Source organism: Pseudomonas sp. GW821-FHT05H12, assembly GCF_059419385.1.
Genome location: NZ_JBWKRS010000014.1, coordinates 88876 through 110916 on the forward strand (window position 1 = coordinate 88876; position 22041 = coordinate 110916).

General features: G+C 63.3%; 23 protein-coding genes. 12 read left to right on the plus strand and 11 right to left on the minus strand.

Annotated features, from left to right (window positions below):
• The first annotated feature begins 3 nt into the window (after nucleotides 1–3).
• The 3 genes from AC07SU_RS14565 to AC07SU_RS14575 all read left to right on the plus strand — a co-directional run bounded on the left by AC07SU_RS14565 (nucleotide 4) and on the right by AC07SU_RS14575 (nucleotide 5838).
• Nucleotides 4–2925, plus strand: coding sequence for a two-partner secretion domain-containing protein (locus AC07SU_RS14565; protein ID WP_494997408.1), 2922 nt, complete (start codon nucleotides 4–6; stop codon nucleotides 2923–2925).
• Nucleotides 2922–4841, plus strand: coding sequence for a peptide transporter (locus AC07SU_RS14570; protein ID WP_494997409.1), 1920 nt, complete (start codon nucleotides 2922–2924; stop codon nucleotides 4839–4841). The genes AC07SU_RS14565 and AC07SU_RS14570 overlap by 4 nt, the downstream gene beginning before the upstream one ends.
• A gap of 73 nt (nucleotides 4842–4914) precedes the next feature.
• Complete coding sequence (locus tag AC07SU_RS14575) at nucleotides 4915–5838, plus strand: LysR family transcriptional regulator (protein WP_176998623.1); 924 nt, start codon at nucleotides 4915–4917, stop codon at nucleotides 5836–5838.
• Here the strand turns inward: AC07SU_RS14575 and AC07SU_RS14580 are convergent.
• On the minus strand, nucleotides 5741–6445 hold the full coding sequence (locus tag AC07SU_RS14580) for a TetR/AcrR family transcriptional regulator (protein ID WP_494997410.1): 705 nt from the start codon (nucleotides 6443–6445) through the stop codon (nucleotides 5741–5743). The two genes, AC07SU_RS14575 and AC07SU_RS14580, sit on opposite strands and share 98 nt — an antisense overlap.
• 120 nt (nucleotides 6446–6565) lie before the next feature.
• Between AC07SU_RS14580 and AC07SU_RS14585 the strand changes: the two genes are divergently transcribed.
• Nucleotides 6566–7783 carry an MFS transporter gene (locus AC07SU_RS14585; protein WP_494997411.1) on the plus strand — a complete coding sequence of 406 codons (1218 nt, stop codon included), beginning with the start codon at nucleotides 6566–6568 and terminating at the stop codon, nucleotides 7781–7783.
• A gap of 94 nt (nucleotides 7784–7877) precedes the next feature.
• The gene (locus AC07SU_RS14590) at nucleotides 7878–8669 is read left to right on the plus strand and encodes a DNA/RNA non-specific endonuclease (RefSeq protein ID WP_494997412.1); all 792 of its coding nucleotides are present in this window, start codon (nucleotides 7878–7880) and stop codon (nucleotides 8667–8669) included.
• A 3-nt stretch (nucleotides 8670–8672) separates the two neighbouring features.
• Here the strand turns inward: AC07SU_RS14590 and AC07SU_RS14595 are convergent, their stop codons facing one another.
• The 4 genes from AC07SU_RS14595 to AC07SU_RS14610 are packed head-to-tail and all read right to left on the minus strand — an operon-like array spanning nucleotide 8673 to nucleotide 10913.
• Complete coding sequence (locus AC07SU_RS14595; protein ID WP_105695008.1) at nucleotides 8673–8852, minus strand: DUF1289 domain-containing protein; 180 nt, start codon at nucleotides 8850–8852, stop codon at nucleotides 8673–8675.
• Nucleotides 8853–8868: 16 nt separating this feature from the next.
• Nucleotides 8869–10110 (minus strand): MFS transporter, encoded by a 1242-nt coding sequence (locus AC07SU_RS14600; protein ID WP_494997413.1) that lies wholly within the window; start codon nucleotides 10108–10110, stop codon nucleotides 8869–8871.
• Nucleotides 10107–10436, minus strand: coding sequence for a hypothetical protein (locus AC07SU_RS14605; protein WP_494997414.1), 330 nt, complete (start codon nucleotides 10434–10436; stop codon nucleotides 10107–10109). The genes AC07SU_RS14600 and AC07SU_RS14605 overlap by 4 nt, the downstream gene beginning before the upstream one ends.
• A gap of 27 nt (nucleotides 10437–10463) precedes the next feature.
• Nucleotides 10464–10913, minus strand: a complete 450-nt coding sequence (locus AC07SU_RS14610) for a MarR family winged helix-turn-helix transcriptional regulator (protein WP_494997415.1) — start codon at nucleotides 10911–10913, stop codon at nucleotides 10464–10466.
• A 166-nt stretch (nucleotides 10914–11079) separates the two neighbouring features.
• Between AC07SU_RS14610 and AC07SU_RS14615 the strand changes: the two genes are divergently transcribed.
• From AC07SU_RS14615 to AC07SU_RS14625, 3 genes are all read left to right on the plus strand, one after another.
• Nucleotides 11080–12291 (plus strand): YeeE/YedE family protein, encoded by a 1212-nt coding sequence (locus AC07SU_RS14615; protein WP_494997416.1) that lies wholly within the window; start codon nucleotides 11080–11082, stop codon nucleotides 12289–12291.
• A 23-nt stretch (nucleotides 12292–12314) separates the two neighbouring features.
• Complete coding sequence (locus AC07SU_RS14620; protein WP_494997417.1) at nucleotides 12315–13190, plus strand: LysR family transcriptional regulator; 876 nt, start codon at nucleotides 12315–12317, stop codon at nucleotides 13188–13190.
• A gap of 110 nt (nucleotides 13191–13300) precedes the next feature.
• Nucleotides 13301–13726, plus strand: a complete 426-nt coding sequence (locus AC07SU_RS14625; protein WP_176998632.1) for a VOC family protein — start codon at nucleotides 13301–13303, stop codon at nucleotides 13724–13726.
• 41 nt (nucleotides 13727–13767) lie between these two features.
• On the opposite strand, the gene AC07SU_RS14630 is transcribed toward AC07SU_RS14625, so the two are convergent.
• Nucleotides 13768–13935, minus strand: a complete 168-nt coding sequence (locus AC07SU_RS14630) for a DUF2986 domain-containing protein (protein ID WP_259173868.1) — start codon at nucleotides 13933–13935, stop codon at nucleotides 13768–13770.
• A gap of 170 nt (nucleotides 13936–14105) precedes the next feature.
• Here AC07SU_RS14630 and panB point away from each other — a divergent pair, with 170 nt between their 5' ends.
• Complete coding sequence (gene panB, locus AC07SU_RS14635) at nucleotides 14106–14921, plus strand: 3-methyl-2-oxobutanoate hydroxymethyltransferase (RefSeq protein ID WP_494997418.1); 816 nt, start codon at nucleotides 14106–14108, stop codon at nucleotides 14919–14921.
• Here the strand turns inward: panB and AC07SU_RS14640 are convergent.
• Nucleotides 14909–16303 carry an aminotransferase-like domain-containing protein gene (locus AC07SU_RS14640; protein ID WP_494997419.1) on the minus strand — a complete coding sequence of 465 codons (1395 nt, stop codon included), beginning with the start codon at nucleotides 16301–16303 and terminating at the stop codon, nucleotides 14909–14911. The two genes, panB and AC07SU_RS14640, sit on opposite strands and share 13 nt — an antisense overlap.
• Before the next feature lie 101 nt (nucleotides 16304–16404).
• The gene (locus AC07SU_RS14645; RefSeq protein WP_494997420.1) at nucleotides 16405–17178 is read right to left on the minus strand and encodes an SDR family NAD(P)-dependent oxidoreductase; all 774 of its coding nucleotides are present in this window, start codon (nucleotides 17176–17178) and stop codon (nucleotides 16405–16407) included.
• A 156-nt stretch (nucleotides 17179–17334) separates the two neighbouring features.
• On the opposite strand from AC07SU_RS14645, the gene gcvA reads away from it, so the two are divergent.
• Nucleotides 17335–18258: a transcriptional regulator GcvA gene (gcvA, locus tag AC07SU_RS14650; protein ID WP_494997421.1), complete on the plus strand. Its 924-nt coding sequence runs from the start codon at nucleotides 17335–17337 to the stop codon at nucleotides 18256–18258.
• Nucleotides 18259–18268: 10 nt separating this feature from the next.
• Here gcvA and cynR read toward each other — a convergent pair whose 3' ends face one another.
• A complete protein-coding gene (gene cynR / locus AC07SU_RS14655; RefSeq protein ID WP_494997422.1) occupies nucleotides 18269–19156 on the minus strand; it encodes a transcriptional regulator CynR in 888 nt (295 codons plus the stop codon).
• Nucleotides 19157–19268: 112 nt separating this feature from the next.
• Here cynR and AC07SU_RS14660 point away from each other — a divergent pair, with 112 nt between their 5' ends.
• Complete coding sequence (locus tag AC07SU_RS14660; protein ID WP_494997423.1) at nucleotides 19269–19910, plus strand: carbonic anhydrase; 642 nt, start codon at nucleotides 19269–19271, stop codon at nucleotides 19908–19910.
• A 34-nt stretch (nucleotides 19911–19944) separates the two neighbouring features.
• Entirely contained in the window at nucleotides 19945–20415 is a 471-nt protein-coding gene (gene cynS / locus AC07SU_RS14665) for a cyanase (protein ID WP_494997424.1), read from the plus strand.
• A 45-nt stretch (nucleotides 20416–20460) separates the two neighbouring features.
• Here the strand turns inward: cynS and AC07SU_RS14670 are convergent, their stop codons facing one another.
• Both AC07SU_RS14670 and AC07SU_RS14675 read right to left on the minus strand, forming a co-directional pair.
• Complete coding sequence (locus AC07SU_RS14670; RefSeq protein WP_494997425.1) at nucleotides 20461–21708, minus strand: type II toxin-antitoxin system HipA family toxin; 1248 nt, start codon at nucleotides 21706–21708, stop codon at nucleotides 20461–20463.
• Nucleotides 21701–21946 (minus strand): helix-turn-helix domain-containing protein, encoded by a 246-nt coding sequence (locus AC07SU_RS14675; protein WP_494997426.1) that lies wholly within the window; start codon nucleotides 21944–21946, stop codon nucleotides 21701–21703. Before AC07SU_RS14675 ends, AC07SU_RS14670 begins: the two co-directional genes overlap by 8 nt.
• Nucleotides 21947–22041: the final 95 nt, after the last annotated feature.

Here is a 22041-nt window from a genome sequence, read left to right on the forward strand (position 1 = left end):
GCTGTGAGCAAACCACAATCCCAAACCGCGCTGCCTGTTCTCAAACCCCTGAGTTTTGCCGTGCTCTGCGCGCTCTACAGTTTGACGCCACTGCCCGCGCTGGCGCTGGACAGCAACGCGTTGCCCACCAATGGCCAAGTGGTCGCTGGCAGCGGCACCATCAGCAGCAACGGCAATGTAATGACCGTGCACCAGGGCAGCGACCGCCTGATCACCACCTGGGACACGTTCAATATCGGCAGCGCCGCCCAGGTGAATTTCCTGCAGCCGGGGGCGTCGTCGGTAGCGCTCAACCGGGTCACCGGCAGCGACGGTTCGCAAATCCTTGGGCACCTGAATGCCAATGGCCAGGTGTTCCTCATCAACCCCCAGGGCGTGCTGTTTGGCGCGGGGTCGATGGTGGATGTGGGCGGGCTGGTGGCCAGTTCGCTGAACATTTCCAACAGCGACTTCATGGCCGGCAAGTACGTGTTTTCCGGGCCCAGCGGTGGCGCGGTGATCAACCAGGGCACGATCAGTGCGCGGGATGGCGGCAGCGTCGCGCTGCTGGGCAGCCAGGTGCGCAACGAAGGCACGGTGGTCGCCAAGCTCGGTTCGGTGGTGTTGGGCGGCGGGGAAAAGATCACCCTGGACTTCACCGGTGACGGCCTGATCAACGTCGAGGTCAACGACCCGGCCATCGGCGCCAGCGTGATCAACCGCGGGCTGCTCAGTGCCAACGGCGGCGCCGTGGCCATGACCGCCCGCGACTCCCAGGCCATGCTCAGCAATGTGGTGAACAACGAAGGCGTGATCGAAGCCCGCAGCCTGCAACAGCGCAATGGCCGCATCATTCTCGATGGCGGTGACAGCGGCGTGGTGGTCAACAGCGGCGTGCTCGATGTGTCGGGCAAAAACGCCGGCGAGCGCGGCGGCAATGTGACCATGACCGGCCAATACGTGGGCCTGTTCGACAGCGGCCGTATCGATGCCGATGGCGACATCGGCGGCGGCACGGTGTTGATGGGCGGCGACTACCAGGGCAGCGGTAACCTGCACCAGGCTGACAGCACCTTCATGGGCAGCGATGCACGCATCAGCGCCAATGCGTTGAGCCAGGGTGACGGCGGCAAAGTGATCCTCTGGTCCAGGGACAGCACGCAATTTTATGGCGGCATCAGCGTGCGCGGTGCCGGCAGCCAGGGGCGTGGCGGGCTGGTGGAAACCTCCGGGCACGCGCTGGATGTGATGGGCGTGGTCGATCTCAGCGCGGTGTCGGGGCAGGGCGGCACGTGGCTGATCGACCCGTTCAACATCAACATCACCCGCACCGCCAGCACCGGCACGTCCAGCAGCACGCCTTTCACGCCGAACGCGGGGGCCAGCTCCAACCTGAGTTCGGCGACCCTGAATGCTTCGTTGTCGGAAGGCGCGAACATCCTCGTGACCACCTCTTCAGGGGCGGGCACGTCCGGCGATATCAACGTGCTGGACAACGTCAAGGGCGTGGGCAACGCGACCCTGACCCTGCAGGCGCACCGCAATATCGTGATGACCAACACCAGCATCAGCAATGGCGCCGGCAAGACGCTTAACGTGTCATTGGTCTCCAACTTCAACAACAGCGGCAACGGCTCGGTGGCCCTGAGCAACGCGAGCATCAGCACCAACGGCGGTAACCTCACCATCAGCGGCGCGGTAGACCCGGCGACGTCCTGGGCCAGCACCAACGTCAGCAATGGCGTGGGCATTTCGTTGACCAACGGCACGCGCATCAGCACCAGCGGCGGCGACATCACCTTGCGCGGCGCCACGTCCGCCAGCCTGGCTGCCGGTTCTACCGCCACGGCGATTAACATCAGCCGAAGCGCCCTGGACGCGGGTGGCGGTAACATCAGCATCACCGCCGTGCAGGCCAGCAGCACGGGCAGCGGCGATGCCTTTGTGCTGACCGGTGGCAGCACTATCGTGACCTCGGGTGTGGGCTCCATCACGGTGGACAGCACCAACCTGGGCAGCGGCAACGGCACGCGGATCTTCAGCACCAGCAACACCATCGCGGCCACCGGCAGTGGCAATGTCACCCTGCGTGGCAGTGCGGTGTCGGGCAGTGGTGTGCTGGTGTGTTCGACGGCGGCGTCATCGACCCAAACCCTGAGCGTGGGCAGCGGCACCTTGACGGTCCAGGGCGCTGCGGCGTCGGGCCGTGGCGTATTCCTGGCGGCCTCCACCACCGGCGCGGTGACACTCAGCGCGGGTGTGGGGGGCGATATTGTGGTTGATGGCCGCAGCGCCGGCGACTCCGGCACCGTGGTCAATTCCACGGGCACCGGCTCGGTGATCAACCTGACGACCCTGGACGGCAACCTGTCGTTGAGCGGAACGGCAGGCGCGGCTTCTGCTGCGCCGGGCTTGAGTATTCGCAGCGGCGCGTCGGGGGCGGGCAATGGGGTGAATATCCTGTCGGGCAGTGGCGATATCCGCCTGCAAGGCACTGCGCTGGGCTCGGGGGCGGGGCTGCAATTCACCGCCACCAACGCCCGCGGCTTTAACAACGTAATGACCGCTGGCGGCGGCGACCTCACCGTCACCGCGCGCAGTGCCAGCGGTGCGGCGTTGAGCTTCGACAATGGCACCAACACCCTGCAAGTGGTGGACGGTACCCTGCGCCTGGACCTCGACACGCCGTCGGGCAATTACCTCAATCAGGGCAACGGCACGTCCTCGATCCTGGCCACCGGCAGTGGCGCGGTGCTGATCAGCCGTGGCGGGCTGATCCACAACAGCCTGCTGGACACCTCCTCCGAACCGACGCGCCAGTATCACCAGAGCCAGATGGTCGGCGACACCTGGCGCCAACCGCTGACCGGCGACTATCACCTCACGCCGCTGGGCAGCGCTGCGGACCAGGTGAACATCGACGTGGCCCAGGGCACCGCACCATGAACGAACCGGTGTTTTCCCTCGAAGCCTTCGAGTACCTGTGCTACAGCCGCGACCACGAGGGCGGCGCCCGTGAACTGGTGCGCCTGCTGCAATTGATCGACCGCAACTACGGCAAGCTGTCGGAGCAATTCTCCCTCAGCGTGTCGCCCGCGCTCACGCCCGGCGAGCTGGAAAGCCATGTGCTCACGCGGCTGACTTGCGCGATTACCGCATTGTTTTCCGACCCGGGCTTCAGCATCAGCCCGGGTGGGTTCGGCCAGTTGATCAACCTGCAGCGCTGGCTGTCTTCGTTGTTTGCCGCCAGCGCCTTTATCAACGCCGACCACATCCTGCGCTCGCTGAATTTGCTCGGGCCAGGGGGCAACGGCTACCGCATCGCCGAACAGGACCTGGTGAAGTTCTGTCTGCTGTATTCGCCGGAGTCGCAATTGCCGCTGGATGTGGAACTGCTGTGGGCACAAAACCCAACGCTCGCAGCCGCGCTGTTCATGGCGTTGATGTCGCCGCGTTTTCTCGGCACACCGGCTGCGCATTCCAAGCGCGAGGCGCTGCTGGCCTGGTTGCCTGGGCGCCTGGAGCAACTGGATAGCCTGGATACCTTGCCGCTGAACGTGCTGCACGACGTGTACATGCATTGCAGCTACGCCGACTTGCCACAACGCCACCGCATCAAGGCGTCGATCAACACGCTGATCGAACGCAAGCTCGACAGCGTGGGCATTCGCAGCGTGCCTATGGGCGTTGCGCCAGCACGTGAAAAACCGTTGATGCTGGTGTTGCTGGAATGGTTCTCCGGTGGGCATTCGATCTATCGCACCCACTCGTTGACGCTGGAAGCGGCACGGCGAGATTTTCACGTGGTGGCGGTGGGGTACGCTGCCAATGTGGATGCCCTGGGCCGCGCCGTGTTTGATGAATTCATCGAATTGCGCGAGCCCGACGACCTGTTTGCCTGCCTGCGGCAACTCACCAGCCTCGCTGCCGCACGCCAGCCCGACGTGTTCTACATGCCCAGCGTCGGCATGTTCCAGATCACGATGTTTGCCAGCAACCTGCGCTTTGCGCCTTTGCAGGTGGCGGCGCTGGGGCATCCGGCCACGACCGCGTCACGGCACATCGACTGCATCAGCGTCGAGTCGGATTTTGTCGGCGACCCGGCGTGCTTCACCGAGCGCCTGCTGCAACTGCCCGCCAATGGGCAGCCCTATCGGCCCTCCGCCATCGCGGTCGACTTGCCGGCTGCCGTGCGCGAAGACACGCCCTGGGTCAACATCGCCGTCGCCGCCACCACCATGAAACTCAACCCGACCTTCCTGCGCGCCTGCCAGGCGATTGCCGTGCGCACCTTGCACAGCAGCGGCAAGCGCGTGCGTTTTCATTTTTTGGTGGGGCAGGCCCAGGGCTTGCTGTTCCCGCAACTGGTGCGGTTGATCGAGCGCTACGTCGGCGACGCCACGGTGTACCCGCACCAGCCTTACGCCGACTACATGGCCACGCTCAATGGCTGCGATATGTTTCTCAGCCCGTTCCCGTTCGGCAACACCAACGGCATCATCGACGCCTTCACCGTGGGCCTGCCGGGCGTGTGCAAGACCGGGCCGCAGGTGTTCGAACATATCGACGAAGGCCTGTTTCGCCGGGTGGGGTTGCCGCAGTGGAGCATTGCCCGCACCCATGAAGACTATGTGGAGGCGGCGGCGCGGATGGCGGGCAGCTTTACCGAACGCAGCGCCCTGTATCGACACCTGGAAAGCAGTGATCCACTGGGCGTGCTGTTCAACGGTGACCCCCACGCCCTGAGCGCCGCGCTATTGACGGCTGTAGTGAGCGGGCTTGCCCCGCGCCGCGGTGTGTCAGATACACATGAGGTACCTGACACACCGCAGCGCGGGGCAAGCCCGCTCACTACAAACTGATTCAGGCCCTTGTGGTGAAGGGCCGTTGGGCAGGATCATCAGCGCCTCAATCGTCGTGTAGCCGGTGTCACTCATGAAGCGCCATTTCGAAGACTTGCAGCTGGGCAGCATCGAGTTGTTCTGCCTCGCCGCCGAAGCCAGCAGTTTCACCGCCGCCGCGCAGGTGGCGGGTGTCACGCCGGCAGCAGTGAGCCGCAGCGTCTCGCGATTGGAAGAGCGCCTGGGCTCGCGCCTGTTTGTGCGCACCACGCGCAGCATCCGTCTCACCGACAGCGGCCGTACGTTCTTCGAACAATGCCGCCAGGCCCTGGGCCAACTGGTGGAGGCACAACAGGAAGTGATGGGCGCGCAGTCCGTGCCGTCCGGCCTGTTGCGCATCAGCATTCCCACCACCTATGCGCACCACCGCTTGCTGCCTTTGCTGCCAACATTCCGCGCGCTGTACCCGCACGTCAGCGTGGACATCCACATCAGCAACCGCAACATCGACTTTGTCGCCGAGGGCTATGACCTGGCGGTGCGCGTGCGGGCCCAGCCGGATTCATCGTTGATTGCGCGCCTGCTGGAAGACGCCGAGCTGGTGGTGGTCGCTGCACCGGCGTACCTGCAACGCGCCGGCGTCCCGCAGACGCTGGAGGATCTGCCAGGGTTCGAATGCATCCAATACGAATTGCCGAGCAATGGCCGGCGCATTCCGTGGCTGTTCCAGGTGGACGGCAAGGATCGGGAGTACGCGGGGGAGGCGGGCTACAGTTGCTCCGACGATGTGCTGGGCGGCGTAACCCTGGCCAAGCATGGCGCCGGGTTGTTTCAGACCTACAAGTTCATCGTCGAGCAGGAACTGGCGGACGGCAGCCTGGTGGAGGTGTTGAAACCCTTTGGCGGCCGCTCGCGACCGTTTACCTTGCTGTATCCCCATGGGCGCTATGTGCCCCATCGGGTGCGGGCGTTTGTGGATTTTCTGATGGCGTGTCGTGACGAGTGGGCGGCGCCGTAGAGGCGGCAATGTCCCATGTCAGCAGGAGCTGACTGATCGCCGCATTGATGGTTGCGTGTGGCACGTTGTCCCGCGCCAGAATCGAAACGCCCTGCAAAAAGCTGTCAAACACCGTCGCCATCGCCGCTACGTTGAGCGTGTCCGGCAATTGCCCCGCGTTCACTGCCCGTTCGATGCACGCCACGATGCCCGCACGCGTTCGTGCCCGTGATTGGGTCAACGCATCGGCCACCCGAGCATTCTCCGGGCTCGGGGCGCTCATCACACCCAAGGCCACCATGCAGCCTTTTGGGTGCCCATCTTCACACTGCATGCGGGCCGACTGGCGCAGCGCGGTTTCAACGGCCTGGCGCGGTGCCAGGGTTTCGTCCCACAGGCATTCGGTGACTTGGGCGTAGGTCGCCAGGTAGCGCTGCACGCATTCATCGAACAGCGCCTCCTTGGAGCCGAACGCGGCGTAAAAGCTTGGCGCGGAAATGCCGCCACCCAGGCCGGCCTTGAGTTGAGCGAGGGACGTGGCGTCGTATCCGTGTTGCCAGAACAGGTGCAAGGCCTGGTCGACGGCCTGGTCACGGTCGAAATTGCGGGGGCGGCCCATGGTTGCCATTACCGATCTCCGGTGGAAAACGAGATAAATACTAGTCGATACATAAGTCGTTGACAACGCGCCGTGTGCGCCTGCAACATTTGTATCGATCAGTATTTAAGTCTGCCTTAGGAGCTTACCGTGACCCCCTCAATCACCTTGTCGGCTTCGTCCGATCGCTTGCCCATTGGCGCCTTGCTTGCCCTGGCGATGACCGGTTTCATCTGCATCGTCACCGAAACCCTGCCTGCGGGCCTGTTGCCGTTGATCAGCGATGGCCTGGCGATTTCGCCGTCCATGGCCGGGCAGATGGTCACCGCCTACGCCCTGGGCTCGGTGCTGGCGGTGATCCCCATGACCATCGCCACCCGTGGCTGGCGCCGGCGCAATGTGTTGCTGCTGACCATCGTCGGGTTTCTGCTGTTCAACTCCATCACGGCGCTGTCGTCCCATTACGGCGTGACGCTGGTGGCGCGGTTCTTTGCCGGTGTAGCGGCGGGGCTGGCGTGGAGCCTGCTGGCCGGTTATGCCCGGCGCATGGTCGCGCCCCATCAACAGGGCAAGGCGTTGGCGCTGGCGATGGTCGGCACGCCGATAGCGCTGTCGCTGGGCGTGCCGTTGGGCACCTGGCTCGGTGGTCTGGTGGGCTGGCGCACCACCTTTGGCCTGATGTCGGCGCTGACGTTGGGGCTGATCTTCTGGGTGCTGGTGAAGGTGCCGGACTATCCGCCACAGGCTGCGCACCAGCGCTTGTCCCTGGGCAAAGTACTGACCACGCCTGGCGTGCGGCCGGTGCTGGCGGTGGTGATCAGTTGGATGCTGGCGCACAACATTCTGTACACCTACATCGCGCCGTTCGTGGCGCCTGCAGGGTTGGCGGAGCGGGTCGACCTGGTGCTGCTGGTGTTCGGTATCGCCGCGCTGGCCGGGATCTGGCTGACCGCCAGGCTGGTCGAACCGTTGCTGCGTAACACCGTGCTGGTGAGCCTGGCGACCTTTGCGGCGGTGAGTGTGTTGTTCGGCTTGCTGGGCAACGTGCCCCAGGTGATTTACCTCGGGATCGCCGTGTGGGGCCTGAGCTTCGGCGGTGCCGCGACCCTGCTGCAAACCGCCCTGGCCGACGCGGCGGGCGACGGCGCGGATGTGGCGTTGTCGTTGAACGTGGTGGCGTGGAACAGCGCCATCGCTGGCAGCGGTGTGGTGGGCGGGGTGTTGCTGGATACCTGGGGCGTCGCGTCGTTTCCGTGGGCGATGCTGCTGTTGATCGGTGTGTCGTTTGCGATTGCCTGGGGCGCGCGCAGCCATGGGTTCAAGCCGGGTGCGCGAGCGGTAGGAAAACCTACAGCTCTCGGGCACTAATCGTACAATGCCTTGTCAATAATTCCCGCAATATCATCCACTTGGCTCCGCACCGCGGAGCCTGCCGCTTCATTCCCCTTCGAAGAATTAATGCATGCACCTCCGCAAAATTGCCGTTGGGCTGTCCGCCCTTGTTTTGCTCTCCACCGGGGTCAGCGCCCGCAGCCTGCCCGACCTGTATTCCCCGCAGGAAAAACGCCTGTCGTTCGACGCTTGCGCCGACCTATTTCCCGCCGCCAACCCCATCAACACCGCCACCGTACCGGCCAGCATGAAACCGCTGGCGTTGTGTTCCGATCACTTCGCCGTGCTCTATTCGCAAACCAGCAAGACACCGCTGGTGGTGGTCGAACGCCTGAACGCCGCCAAGTTGAAAGACGCCAAGGGCGAAGAGCGCACCAACCAGTTTTATGCCGACCCGCGTATCCCCAAGGGCGGCCGCGCCGAGTTGAGCGACTACCGCGCCCAGCACATGGACCGTGGCCACCAGTCCCCGGCCGCTGATGCACCGAATGCCAACGCCATGGCCCAGTCCTTTGCGCTGTCGAACATGGTGCCCCAGGACCCGACCAACAACCGCAAGATCTGGAGCAAGGTCGAGGCCGACGTGCGCAAGTTCGCCGTGCGTGCCGGCGGCGACGTGTATGTGTTTACCGGGCCACTGTTCGATGCCGGCTACGGCACCATCGGCGACAATCAGGTCTGGGTGCCGACGCGCCTGTTCAAGCTGGTGTATGACGCTTCAAGCAAACGCGCCTGGGCCTATGTGTTGCCCAACGCCGAGACGCGCATTCAAAAGCCGATGGATTACGAGACGTTTGTGAAGAGCACCGGGCTCAAGTTGCTCGGCAACCTTCCGGTGTCGGGATCGGTCGGGCGTACCTGACCGTTATTTGGACTTTTTCAACGCCTTCAGACGTTGGGTCGCCCGTTGTACGGCGGCCATCTTCTCGGGGCGTTTCATGCGTTTCCATTTGCGGATGTCGTCCTTGCTGCGCCCGCAACTGACGCAGAGGTCGCCGCTGAGCTGGCAGATGGAAATGCACGGGTTTTCGATGTCTTTGGCCAAGGGGTTACTGCGCCTCTCATTTTGTGACTGCTTCGATCGCAGAAGCTGGCCGGTCCAACTGGCGTCTTAAGGTATAGATCGCCACCGCCGCCGCAAGGATACCTGACACCGCGCCGACGGCCAGCGCCCATCGCGGGCCCAGGTGGTCGGCGACCCAGCCGACGATGGGCGCGCCGATGGGGGTGCCGCCGAGGGCGACGGCGACCCGCAAGGCGATCACCCGGCCGCGCATGTGCGGTTCGGTGGTGAGCTGCATCAAGCTGTTGGTGGTGTTGCTGAAGGTCATCGCACCGACGCCGATGATCACCAGCGCAATTGCGAAGGTCCAGTAGTTGGGCGCCAGTGCCGCCAGGGTGCAGCCGACGCCGAACACGGCCGCGCCACTGAGCAGCGATTTGAACTGCGGCCGCTCGCGCCCGGCAGCGAGCAGGGCGCCGGCGATGGTACCGATGGCCAAGGTCGAGGTGAGCAAGCCATAGCCGCGTGCATCGGCGTGGAACACGCTGACGGCCATGGTCGAGATGAAGATTGGGAAGTTCATGCCGAAGGTGCCGATCAGGAACAGCATCAACAGGATCGCCTTCAGGTCCGGCCGTGCCCACACGTAGCGAATGCCTTCGGTGAGGCTGCCCTTGGTGCGCAGCGCCCGCACTTTAGTGGCCTGGCCCGAGACCCGCAGGAAAAACAGCGACACCAGCACCGCAAAGAAACTCGAACCATTGAGCAGGAATGCCCAGCCGGTGCCCACCGACGCAATCGTCACGCCGGCCACGGCCGGGCCGATCATGCGCGCCATGTTGAACGAGGTGGAGTTGAGCGCGATGGCGTTGGACAAATCCTTCTCGGCCACCAGTTCGGCGACGAAGATCTGCCGCACCGGCGCATCGAATGCCGACGCGCAGCCGGACAAAAACGCGAACACATACACCTGCCACAACTGCACCAGGCCGGTGACAGTCAGCACGCCCAACGTCAGTGCCAGCAGGCCCATGACCGCCTGGGTCACGATCAGCATTTTGCGCTGGTCGTAGTGGTCCGCGGCAAAACCGGTCCAGGGCAGCAACAGCAGTTGCGGCCCGAACTGCAAGGCCATGACGATGCCCACGGCCGATGCGTTGTGCGGCGTCAGTTGGGTGAGGACCAGCCAGTCCTGGGCCGTGCGCTGCATCCAGGTGCCGATATTCGACACCAGCGCGCCAGCGGCCCAGATGCGGTAGTTGACGCTGCGCAGGGAGCGGAAGGTACCAAGGAAACTCATGACGGCTGCGGCGTGTTGCCACCGTGGAAACGGCCAAAGTGCCGCGCCATGAACAGGCTCATCAACAGCGCGCCGAGCCCGAGCGCGAGCAGGTGGCTGGTGTGCTTGAGGTCGAACTCACCGACGCGGCTAAGCAACAGGTAGGCGACCAGCAGGTTGAAAAAGCCCCACAGCACATTCACCGTCGACGACGACAAGCCTTCACCACGGGGCTGCGCAAAGGGCGTCTGGAACGCTTCGCCCCTCACGCCACTGACGCAATGCGGCACGGCATTCGCCAGGAACACGCCACCAAAAAAGTAGGACAGCAGGTCAAGCCATTGCATGGTCAGGCACCTCTTAAAGCAGGTCGGTCAAAAATCGGCGAGACGCTCCAGCAGTTTCACCGCAGCGGCGAGTTCATCTTGTTCCTGGGGCGACAGTTGTTCGTGCAGGGCGCGCAGCAGCCAGTCGTCTTTGGCGGCGCGGCTTTCGGTCAGGTGTTTGCGCAAGGCGGGCGTCAGGGTGATCAGGGTTTGTCGGCCATCGCTGGGGTCTGGCTGGCCGCTGACGGCCTGCATGGCCTCAAGCCCCGCCACGGTGATGCGCATCGATTGCGGGCGCACGCTTTCGGCGCGGGCGAGGGCGGACACAGTGGCCGGGCCGTCGCGGTCCAGGCGCAGCAACACGGACTTTTGCGCCGACGTGAAATCGTTGGGATGGGTCTGTTCGCGCAGGCGGCGGCTGAGTTTGCCCAGGGAAATGCGCAGTGCTGCGGCCAGGGCGGCAGAGTCGGGGGCGGAGGTTACAGAAGAGTCGGTCATGCCTGAACCGTAGCACCCGCGCAGGAAAACTGTACAGTTTGGCTGTATTAAATTTTCTTCATAAACCCTGGCACGTCATCCGGGGCCAATAAACCAAGGCTGGCGCCACCTCGCGGTTTATACTTGCCCCCTCGCAACCCACCCATTCACACGAACCGAGAACCCCATGAGCACCTCTCTTCCCATCGCCCCCGCGCGCAAGCCCGTCGCGCCGTTGGTGGCCTTTATCTTCCTGGTGCTTGGCGCCGTGTTCCTGCAAACCAGCGTTGGCGCGCACCAGGTGTTGTTGCTGGTGGTCGGTGCGGCGCTGGGCTTGACCCTTTACCACGCGGCCTTCGGCTTCACCTCGGCGTGGCGGGTGTTCATCAATGATCGGCGCGGCGCCGGCTTGCGCGCCCAAATGGTGATGCTGGCGGTGGCGGTGCTGCTGTTCTTCCCGGCACTGGGCGCCGGCACTTTGTTCGGCCAGCCGGTGGTCGGGTTGGTGGCACCGGCCGGGGTGTCGGTGGTGTTTGGCGCGTTTATCTTCGGCATCGGCATGCAGTTGGGCGGCGGTTGCGCGTCGGGCACCCTGTTTACGGTGGGCGGCGGCAATGCGCGCATGCTGGTGACGCTGTTGTTCTTTATTTGCGGTTCGTTGATCGCCACCCACCACGTGGACTGGTGGTTCTCGTTGCCGGCGTTCCCGGCGATTTCCATCGTCAAGAGCTTCGGCGTGGCGCCGGCCATGGGCCTGAGCCTCACCGTGTTTGCCCTGATCGCGGTGATCACGGTACGTCTGGAAAAAGCCCGTCACGGCCAACTGGAAGCAGGCGTCACCAGTGAACACATCGGTCTGCGCCGCTTCCTGCGCGGCCCGTGGCCGTTGGTGTGGGGCGCCATTGGCCTGGCACTGCTCAACTACGCGACCCTGGCCCTGGCCGGTCGCCCATGGGGCATCACCTCGGCGTTCGCGCTGTGGGGCGCCAAGGTGGCGAGTGGCCTGGGCGTCGACGTGGCCAGTTGGGCGTTCTGGCAAATGCCGGGCAATGCCAAGGCCCTGGCCGCGCCGGTGTGGGAAGACATCACCAGCGTCATGGACATCGGCATCGTGCTCGGCGCGCTGCTGGCGGCGGGCCTGGCCGGGCGTTTTGCGCCGAGCCTGAAAATCCCCGCACGCTCGCTGGTGGCGGCGGTGATCGGTGGCCTGCTGCTCGGCTATGGCTCGCGCCTGGCGTATGGTTGCAACATCGGCGCGTACTTCAGCGGCATCGCCTCGGGCAGCCTGCATGGCTGGGTGTGGCTGGTGGCCGCGTTCATCGGCAACAGCGTGGGCGTGCGCCTGCGCCCGTTCTTTTTTGCCGGCGAGCGGCCGCAGGTCGCCTTAAGCGGCTGCTGAACCTTCAACCACAGGGTGCCTGGATGATTCGAGAACTGCGGACCTTCGTATGCGCGGCGCGCAAAGGCACCTTTGCGGCCGCTGGCCAGCAAGTGGGGCTGACGCAATCGGCGGTCAGCGCGCAGATCAAGCACCTTGAAGACGCCCTGGGGGTCAAGCTGTTCGACCGCACCGGACGCTCCGCCACCCTCAACGCGGCGGGGCAGCGGGCGGTGCTACTGGCGGAAGAGATCCTCGATATCTTCTCGCGCATGGGCACCCCCGACAGTGCCAACAACTTCCAGGGTTCGTTGCGCATCGGCGCCATCGGCAGCGTGCAGACCGGCCTCTTGCCAGAGGCGCTGGTAGCCCTGAAGCAGCGTGCGCCGTTTATCGAAGTCAGCCTGGTGCCCGGCGTTTCGTTGAACCTGCTCAGCCAGGTCGATGCCGGTGACCTGGACCTGGCGATCATGATCAACCCGCCGTTTAACCTGCCCAAAGACCTCAACATTGAAGTCATCGCCCGCGAGCCGTTTGTGCTGATTACCGCCAACGACGTGCCGGGCGATGACCCGTTGCAGATCCTGCGCGAGCAACCCTTTGTGCGCTACGACCGGGGCTCGTTCGGCGGGCGCCAGGTGACGCAGTTCCTCAAGGAGCAAAAGATCCAGACCCAACTGGCGCTGGAACTGGATGAGCTGGACGCCATCGTCAAGATGGTGCGCAGCGGCCTCGGCGTGTCCCTGGTGCCCATGGCCGGGTTGTGGCTGGAACATGGCAGCGACGTGCGGGTTTTGCGATTGGACAAACTGACGTTTTTCCGCGAAATCGTGTTGCTGACCAAGTACACCCAGCGCCAACTGCCACTCTTCGACTTATTCCGTTCGTGCGTCATCAGTGTGCTGGAGGCGCCCCAATAGGGGGCGAGCATCAAAATTCTTGAGGCTCAGGACCAAGGATATGCGCTTTATCCCCCGGTCTTTCTGGTGAAGAATCGAGTTCTGAATAACCGAACCAGCAGGTAGCAACCGTGAGCCTTTCTCCTTTCCACCTAGCGATTCCCGTGTATGACCTGGCCGCCGCGCGTCACTTCTACGGCGACGTCTTCGGCCTCTCCGAAGGCCGCTCCAGCGCGCAATGGGTCGACTTCGATTTCTACGGCCATCAATTGGTGATCCACGAACACCCCAAGACCCACTCCCAGGAGTCGGTGCACTCCAACCCGGTGGATGGCCACGATGTGCCGGTCCCGCATTTCGGCATCATCCTGCACTGGGAACAATGGGAAGCGCTGGCCGATCGGTTGCGGGCACGTGAGACTCAATTCGTCATCGAACCCTACGTGCGGTTCAAGGGCCAGGTCGGCGAGCAGGCCACCATGTTCCTGTTCGACCCCTGTGGCAACGCCCTGGAGTTCAAGGCGTTCAAGGACATGAGCCAGCTGTTCGCGAAGTAAGGGGAGGGGGCACGCGAGCGGGGGCGAATCCTGCGTGCCGTTCAGTCGTTCGCGTCAGAGGCGGTCGTGGGTGCTTGATCGGCTTCGGCCGCCAGCTTCGCGCGGTCGGCCTTGCTGATGTAGCGGTCCTTGCTTTTCGGCGCCAATTTGGCGCTGGCCTTCTTGGCCTTGGCCTTGAAGAGCTGCTGGAGTTTTTTCTGGCGGTTCATGGTGATCTATCCGGCGGGTAATGGGCGCGATGATATCAGTTGGCGCCCCGCACCGGGGCCTATCTGCCTGGGTCGCTTTTTAGCGCCGATCTGTGCATTGAATCACGCTGCGTTTGGCCAATAATCAGGCCGGGTAAGCCTTGATCAACCCGCGTAAACGGAAGACTTCAATGAGCACCCATACCCGCACCAAACGCATGACCGTCCCTCAATTGGTCGCCATGAAGGGCCAGCAGAAAATCGTCTCCCTCACCGCGTATTCCAGCCCGATTGCCAGGCTGATCGACCCGCTGGTGGATTTCATCCTGGTGGGCGATTCCACGGCCATGGTCGGCTACGGCCGGGCGTCGACCTTGAGCATGCAACTGGAAGAAATCATCGGCCACACTCGGGCGGTGGTCGACAGCACGCGCCTGGCGTGTGTGGTGGCCGACATGCCGTTTGGCAGTTATCAGGAGTCCTGTGAGCAAGCCTTTCGCAACTGTGCCCAGGTGTTGGCACGCACCGGTTGTGATGCGGTGAAGCTGGAGGTCAACCAGGCGTTGGCAGGCGCCGTCGAGTTTTTGGTGGCACGGGGTATTCCGGTGATGGCCCATGTGGGGCTGATGCCGCAGTTCGTCAACGTGATGGGCGGTTTCAAGGCCCAGGGCCTCACGGCACACACCGGCGCGGTGATTGCCGAAGACGTGCGGGCCAACCTGGCGGCGGGCGCCTTCAGCGTGGTACTCGAAGGCGTGGCGGAAGGCCTGGCCCGGCAGATCACCCTGGATTCGGCCATGCCCACCATTGGCATTGGGGCGTCACCGGCCTGCGACGGTCAGGTGCTGGTGACTGAGGATGTACTGGGCCTGGGCGGCGATCACGTGCCGCGTTTCGTCAAACAGTACGCCGACGTCGGTGCGGTGATTCGTGACGCCTGTGAGCGGTTTGCCGACGAGGTGCGCCAAGGTCGTTTTCCTGAAGCGCGGCATTGCTACGGGCTGTGACGGATCGCGTCGGCCAGTTGCCTGATGGCCTGGGCGACATCCTTGCTCCAGTCGAGGGTGTAGCTCAGGCGCAGGTGGTACGGCCAATGCCCTTGCCGGCTGAAGAGTTCGCCGGGGGCGATGACGATGTGCCGGGCCAACAGTTGGTCGAATACCCGGCGCATGTCCACCGGGCGTGTTGCCTTGAGCCAGAAGGTCGCGCCGCCCTGTGGTGCCATCACCTCCCATAGGCCTTTGCCCTGCGCGTGCAGCAAGGTGTTCATCTCATTCATGCGTGCAATCAACTGGGCCCGCAGTGCTTTCAGATGCGCGTCGATGCGCTGGGTGGTGAACAGCCGGGCGATAGCCTTTTGGCGAATCGGCGAGAGGCGAAACCCCCGCGCCAGGAATAACTCGCGCAACCGTGCGCCGTGTTCGCGGCATAACAGGTAACCGAAGGGCGCTTCTGCGCCGATCACCTTCTCAAAGGTTGAGAACACCAACAGCCTCTGCGGGTCGGCGAAGTCGCGATAACGGGGTGGGGGGGCGTCGAAATACAGCTCGCCGTAGGTGTCGTTTTCAAACAGCCAGATTGAGCGTTCCGCCAGCCAGTGGCAGATCTGCTGCTTGTCCTCGCCGGGCATCCGGCTGCCGTGGGGCATGTTCACCGTGGATGACAGCACGGCCAGGCGAATCGGCTCATCCTTGACCCGTTCATTGAAGGCGACTAAATCGAAGCGCCCATCAGCGCCCAACGGCATTTCGATCACACGGATATCCGCCGCCTCCAACTGCCGCAGCACTGCCCACGAACAGGGCGACTCCACCAGCGCCACCGTGCCGGCCAGCTCGAGGGCGTTGAGTGCCAGGTTCAGCACACTGTGCAGGTCCGAGCCGATATACACCTGGTCGGCCTGCCAATAACGCTCGGCCGACTGGGTGTAGCGCTCGGCCAATGCCCCGCGTAATTCGGGCTCGCCGAACGGCAGGTAAGGCGGCGAGGGCGCCCGCGTGTATTGCCGCGCCAGCTCGCGCTCGATCATCAGCAAGGGGTTGTCCAGTGACAACAGCATTGCCGGTGCATCGCTGCTCAAGGCCATCATCCCAGGCATGCGCGCCTGGGCGAATGCCTGGTCGAGCAGGCTGGGGGTATCGTCTTGCGGGAGCGGGGAGGGTGCTGCCTTGATGAAGTAACCGAACTTGGGCCGGGCGATGATCCGCCCTTCGTCTTCGAGCAAGGCGTACGCGTATTTGGTAGTCGAGACCGACACGCCCAGGCGCTGGGCCAGTTGGCGCAGCGATGGCAGCTTATGTTCAGAGTGTGACGGGCTGGCCGCGATCAACTCGACGAGGTAGCGGTACACCGCCTGGTAGGCGAAAGGGGTAGTTGAGGGCCTGTCCATGATCACTCGCGCCGCCTCGGTGTGGGGGCGGGCGAGTATCGCGCAAGGCATCGCCGAACGCACCTGTTTGGCGGTGGCGGGTGTTCCCGGGGGAGCGATGATCAGATGCGGCCCGCTGTGACGCCGCCGTCCACTGGCAGCACGGTGCCGGTGATCCACGCCGCTTGTTCCGAGGCCAAAAACAGGATGGCTTCGGCAACGTCGGCTGGCTGGCCATTGCGCCCCAGCGGGTGGAAGGCATTGAAGGTGGGCAGCACGGCCTTGACCTGCTCGCTGTCCATGAACGTGTTGTACACCGGCGTTTCCACCACAGCCGGCGCCACGGTGTTGATGCGAATGTTCGAGGACGAAAGTTCAATCGCCAGGTTACGGGTCAGGGCGTGCACACCCGCGTTGGCTGCTGAATAGGCCGCCGACGGTGTGGCGCCAATGGCTTGCAACGCCCAGAGCGAGCCGGTTTGCACGATGGCGCCACCGCCGCGTTTCAACATGGCTTGGGCCGCCGCCTGGGCCATGAAGAATTTGCCCTTGAGGATGATATCGACGAAGCCGTCGTACGCGTGTTCGTCCAGCTCCAGGAAGGGTTTTGGGTTAAAGACGCCCGCGTTGTTGATCAGGATGTCCACGCCGCCGAACGCGCTGGTGGCCAGTTCCACCAGCGCTTTGGCGGTCGCGGGCTTGGCGATGTCTGCCGCCAGGGTACGAACGTACTGGCCGCTGGGGTCGATCTGCGCGGCGGCTTTTTCAAGTTTGTCCCCATCGCGGCCGCTGATCACCACGCTGGCGCCTTCGGCGACCAGGCGTTGTGCGACTTCTTTGCCGATACCCGAACCGCCGCCGGTGATAATGGCAACCTTGGAAGAAAATCTTTTCATGTTGAGAGTGTCCTGTGGGGTGTCAAAGAAAAAGTGCCTGAACGGTTCATCGCTTTCGAAGCTGATCTACTGTGTCCATGGCTGCTATTCTTCGCCCCGGGCAACACTGCTCACAAACCAGAATTCATTGCCGCCTACTAAAGAAAAACTTTAACGATGAATACGCCTGCCTACCTCAATGCACTCAGAGCCTTTGAAGCGGCTGCCCGGCACTTGAGCTTTTCAGCGGCCGCAGCAGAATTGCACGTGACCTCGGCGGCGGTGGGGCAGCAGGTACGAACCCTGGAATCCTGGCTTGGCGTGCCGTTGTTCACGCGTGCGTCCAGCGGCGCTGCGCGCCTGGTGCTCACCGAGGTGGCGCGCCAGGCATTGCCGGATATCCGCGAGGGGTTTGATCGCTTGCGCCTGGGGGTGGCGCGGTTGAAGGAGGGCGCTCTCGGCACAGGGCTTACGGTAACGGTCAGCCCGGCGTTCGCGGCCAAGTGGTTGTTGCCGCGTATCGAACATTTCCAGCGTGCCCATCCGCAGACCGATGTGCTGCTGGACACCAACCTGCGACCGGTGGATTTCATCGCCGAAGGCATGGACATCGGTGTGCGCTATGGCGCCGGCCACTGGCCTGGGCTGGTCGCCACCCCATTGATGGACGAGGACCTGTACCCGGTGTGTGCGCCCACCTATCCGCTGCTGGAGCAGGGCCGTTTACCACTGGAAAGACTCGCCGAGGCAACGTTGATCCACGACCTGTCGATGGCAGGCGACCCCCAATACCCGACGTGGCGCACCTGGCTCGACGCCTCGGGGTTCCCCGGGGTCAATGCCGAGCACGGCCTGCGCATCAACAACTCGGCGGCGGTGCTTCAAGCGGCGATTGACGGCCAGGGGCTGGCGCTGGGGCGCAGCGTGATGCTGCGCGATGACCTGCGAGCGGGGCGGTTGGTCCGGCCTTTTGGTGAGGCCAGCCGGCCGCTGGCGTTCGCTTACTACATTGTGCACCGGCCCGAAGTGGCTGACCTTGCCAAGGTGAAGGCGTTTCGGGAGTGGCTGCTGGCCCAGGCTGCAAGCGATCGCCAGCCCTGACAGGTACGGTTTACGCTTCCAGCCCCGTCGCTACTTCATTCGCGACCGCCATAAACGCCCGCGCTGCCGCCGACTGATACCCCCCTCTGCGCTGCATCAGCACCGCCGTGCGCTGCAGTTGCTGCGGCCCCAGCTCTATCGCGACCAGGTCCGGGTGCGCCCGCGCAATCGTGGCCGGCAGTACGGTCGACAACGTGGTCCTGCGCACCACCTCGATCAGCGCGCCAATGACATTGGCCTCCATCACCACGCGCGGGCGAATGCCGTGCTGGCGACAATAGCGGTCGATCTGTTCGCGTGTGGCGAACTCGGCGCTGAGCAGGATCAGTGATTCGGCATTCAGCGCGTCCAGCCCGATGGCGCGCTCGGTGGCCAGGGGGTGTTGGCGGCCGACCACCAGGGCGAGGGTTTCCACCAGCAGGGGCGCGGCGTCGATATCCGGGGCGTGTGCTTCATCGAAGGCGATGCCCACGTCCAGTTCATCGGCCAGCAGTTGCTGTTCCATGGCGTCCTGGGCCACTTCACGCACGTTCAACGTGATGTTCGGATAGCGCCGGTGAAACGCTTCCACCAGCGGCCCCACCAGGTAGCTGGTGAAGGTGGGCGTGACCGCCACCCGCAGCGCCCCTCGGCTGAGGTCGCCCACGTCATGGATCGCGCGCTGGCCCTCCTGCAGTTTCTGCGCGGCCCGCAGCGCATAGCGCAGGTAAACCTCGCCGGCGTCGGTCAGGCGTGTCTTGCGCCCTGAACGGTCGAACAACTGCGCGCCCAGGCTTTCTTCCAGCTGCCGCACTTGCTGCGACAGCGCAGGCTGCGACACATGCAGGGCCGCCGCCGCTTTGGTGAAACCTTCGTACTGGGCCACGGCGAGGAAGTAGTGAATGTGTCGTGCCAGCATGTTTCAACTCATAAGATTATCTGATGCGGTTGATCATATATCAGACTTTTACCTTATTTCATGGGCTGCGTAACCTCTGCTTCATCGCATCGCGATCCAAGGGAGTTACCCCATGAAAGACATCATCGACGGTTTTCTCAGGTTCCAGCGTGACGCGTTCCCCGAGCGCGCCACGCTGTTCAAGGACCTGGCCACGCAACAGAGCCCGCGTGCGCTGTTCATCTCCTGCTCGGACAGCCGGCTGGTGCCGGAGCTGGTCACGCAACGCGAGCCAGGCGACCTGTTTGTCATCCGCAATGCCGGCAATATCGTGCCGTCCTACGGCCCGGAGCCAGGCGGTGTGTCGGCCTCGGTGGAGTACGCCGTGGCGGCCCTGCAAGTGCGCGACATTGTGATCTGCGGGCATTCCGATTGCGGCGCCATGACCGCCATCGCCAGCTGCACGTGCCTGGATCACATGCCCGCCGTGGCCAGTTGGCTACGCTATGCCGACTCGGGCCGGGTGGTGAACGAAGCGCGCAAGCATCAAGACCCGCAGGCCAAAGTGGCTTCAATGGTGCGTGAGAACGTGATCGCGCAGCTGGCCAATCTCCAGACCCACCCTTCGGTGCGCCTTGCCCTTGAAGAGAAGCGTGTGGCGCTGCACGGCTGGGTCTACGACATCGAAAGCGGCTGCATCCAGGCCTTTGACGGCAGCACCGGCACGTTTGTGTCCCTGGCCGAAAACCCGGATGTACGCGCCGTTTCGCATTAACCCCAAGACGATTTTTACCCCAGGAGATAACGCCATGATCCAGTCACAAATCAGCCAGAACAGCCGCCTTGCCCTGACCGACGTGATCCTGTTGGCCAAGGCCCGCAAAGACCTGTCGTTCGCCCAGATCGCCGAGGGCACCGGCCTGTCCGAAGCCTTCGTCACCGCCGCCTTGCTGGGCCAGCACCCGCTGCCGGCCGATGCTGCTCAGGCCGTCGCCGACATCCTGGGCCTGGACGCCGACGCGGTGGCCCTGTTGCAAACCATCCCATTGCGCGGCAGCCTCGGCAACGGCGTGCCGACCGACCCGATCCTCTACCGCTTCTACGAAATGCTGCAGGTCTACGGCACTACGCTGAAGGCCCTGGTGCACGAGAAGTTTGGCGACGGCATCATCAGCGCGATCAACTTCAAGCTCGACATCAAGAAAGTCGATGACCCGGAAGGCGGTTCCCGTGCAGTGATCACCCTGGATGGCAAGTACCTGCCGACCAAGCCGTTCTGATCGTCAGTGGGAAGACCCGGCGCCGAAAGGTGGCCGGGTCTCCCGCTACCCTTGAACATCAGGGGGCTCAATACTTTTCTCCAGCCCTGCCGTCCAGGCAGCGGTCATCTTTTCCCCTACGTCATCGAATTCAGGATGAGAGATTCGATACTCGGAAAGCTCAGCCAGCGCGCGATGCATGCCGTGGCTCACCCTGCCCAGCAACGCGTTGCAGCGCGCTTCGGTCAGGTTGCACGAGCTGCGCCCGAACTGGACCAGCATCTTGCGTTTCGGCCAGGCTTTTGACCCGCCCAGCAGCAGTCCCATGATGTCGTTGGTCTGATACACAGTGGTGGTCACCAGGTCGTAAGCGGGGGCGAGCCAGATATCGGCCTCTTCGGCACAATCCTCGTAGAGCAGGCCGAAATTCTTCAGGTGGCCGTCACCGTTCTGGATGCCGGCCGACAGCGCCACCATCATGAAGAAATCTTCCAGTGCCTGAGTGACGCGGTGGGGGGAGACGTAAGACTTGATCAGCTTCGCGCACCCTTGGTAAGTGCCGTCGTACTTCTTGATGGTGCCCCAACCGGAAAGCACGCACATGTCTTCAAACCCGAGGTAAGCGTTTTCGCCAATGTCGAAGCGTTTCACCGCCAGCAATTTACCGTGCTGGCTTAGTTGGCACTCCGGTACTTCAAGGCCCGTGTGAAAGGCCGCGCGCATGCAGAAGAACTCATTGGCCGCCAACTGCGGAAAGTCGGTTTCGTTGAACGCTTTCACCAGGTGCGTGGCGCCCCGGTGGGTGAATCGCTCAACATCGTTGCCCAGTGCTTCAGCGCTGCGTACAAGGACCTTCGGTTGAACGCCGGAAACCCCAGAGTAGGCGGCATACGTGTTTACCAGCTCGTCGAACAGATCTTTCGCGCCGTCATGGATCAGCAAGTCGGAGAGCACGATCTGGGGCAGTGATTCGTCGCCGCTGGCGTGGGTCACGCTGATGCGACCTAACTGGTGCGGCCCGACAATTCCCAGTAGCGCAAAGTCGTCAAAACCGCGCACAGACTTGCTGAACCGTCGCACGAGCGCTTCTTTGAGATGCCCCTCGGGGATGTGCATTTCAAACAGCGGATGGATGCCGTATTCCCAGTTGTAGCTCTCCAGGCGCACCGGCATGGTCAGGGACACCGCGTCTTTTTCGGCAACGCCCGGGTTATACGAGAACACAGCGTCGCGGCTGTTTTGCGCACTGCGCCCCAGTATTCCCGCCGCTGCTTCCCCTGCGCCGATGTACAGCCGATCACGTGGCTTACTCATGCACGTTTCCTGCCTTGAGTTCATCGAGCGTTTTGCGTCGACGATTTGGCACAGCGGTCAATTCGTACCCCAAGCCTTCCAGGATGGCGGCGACCTTGCGAATCCCGATTTCAGGGACCGTATTGTTCTCGATCCCGGAAATGGTCGCGCGGCTCATACCGTGTCGCTCCGCGAGTTGGCTTTGCGTGAGCCCGGCGGCTTGGCGCAGGCGTTTGATCAAGGGACCTAAGTCATCCATTTAAATATGCATCCTATGCAATGCATTTAATGAGAATATCTCTAAATGCATCGTATGTGATGCGTTTCTCTTTGCATAGGCGTTTCTTTGGGGTG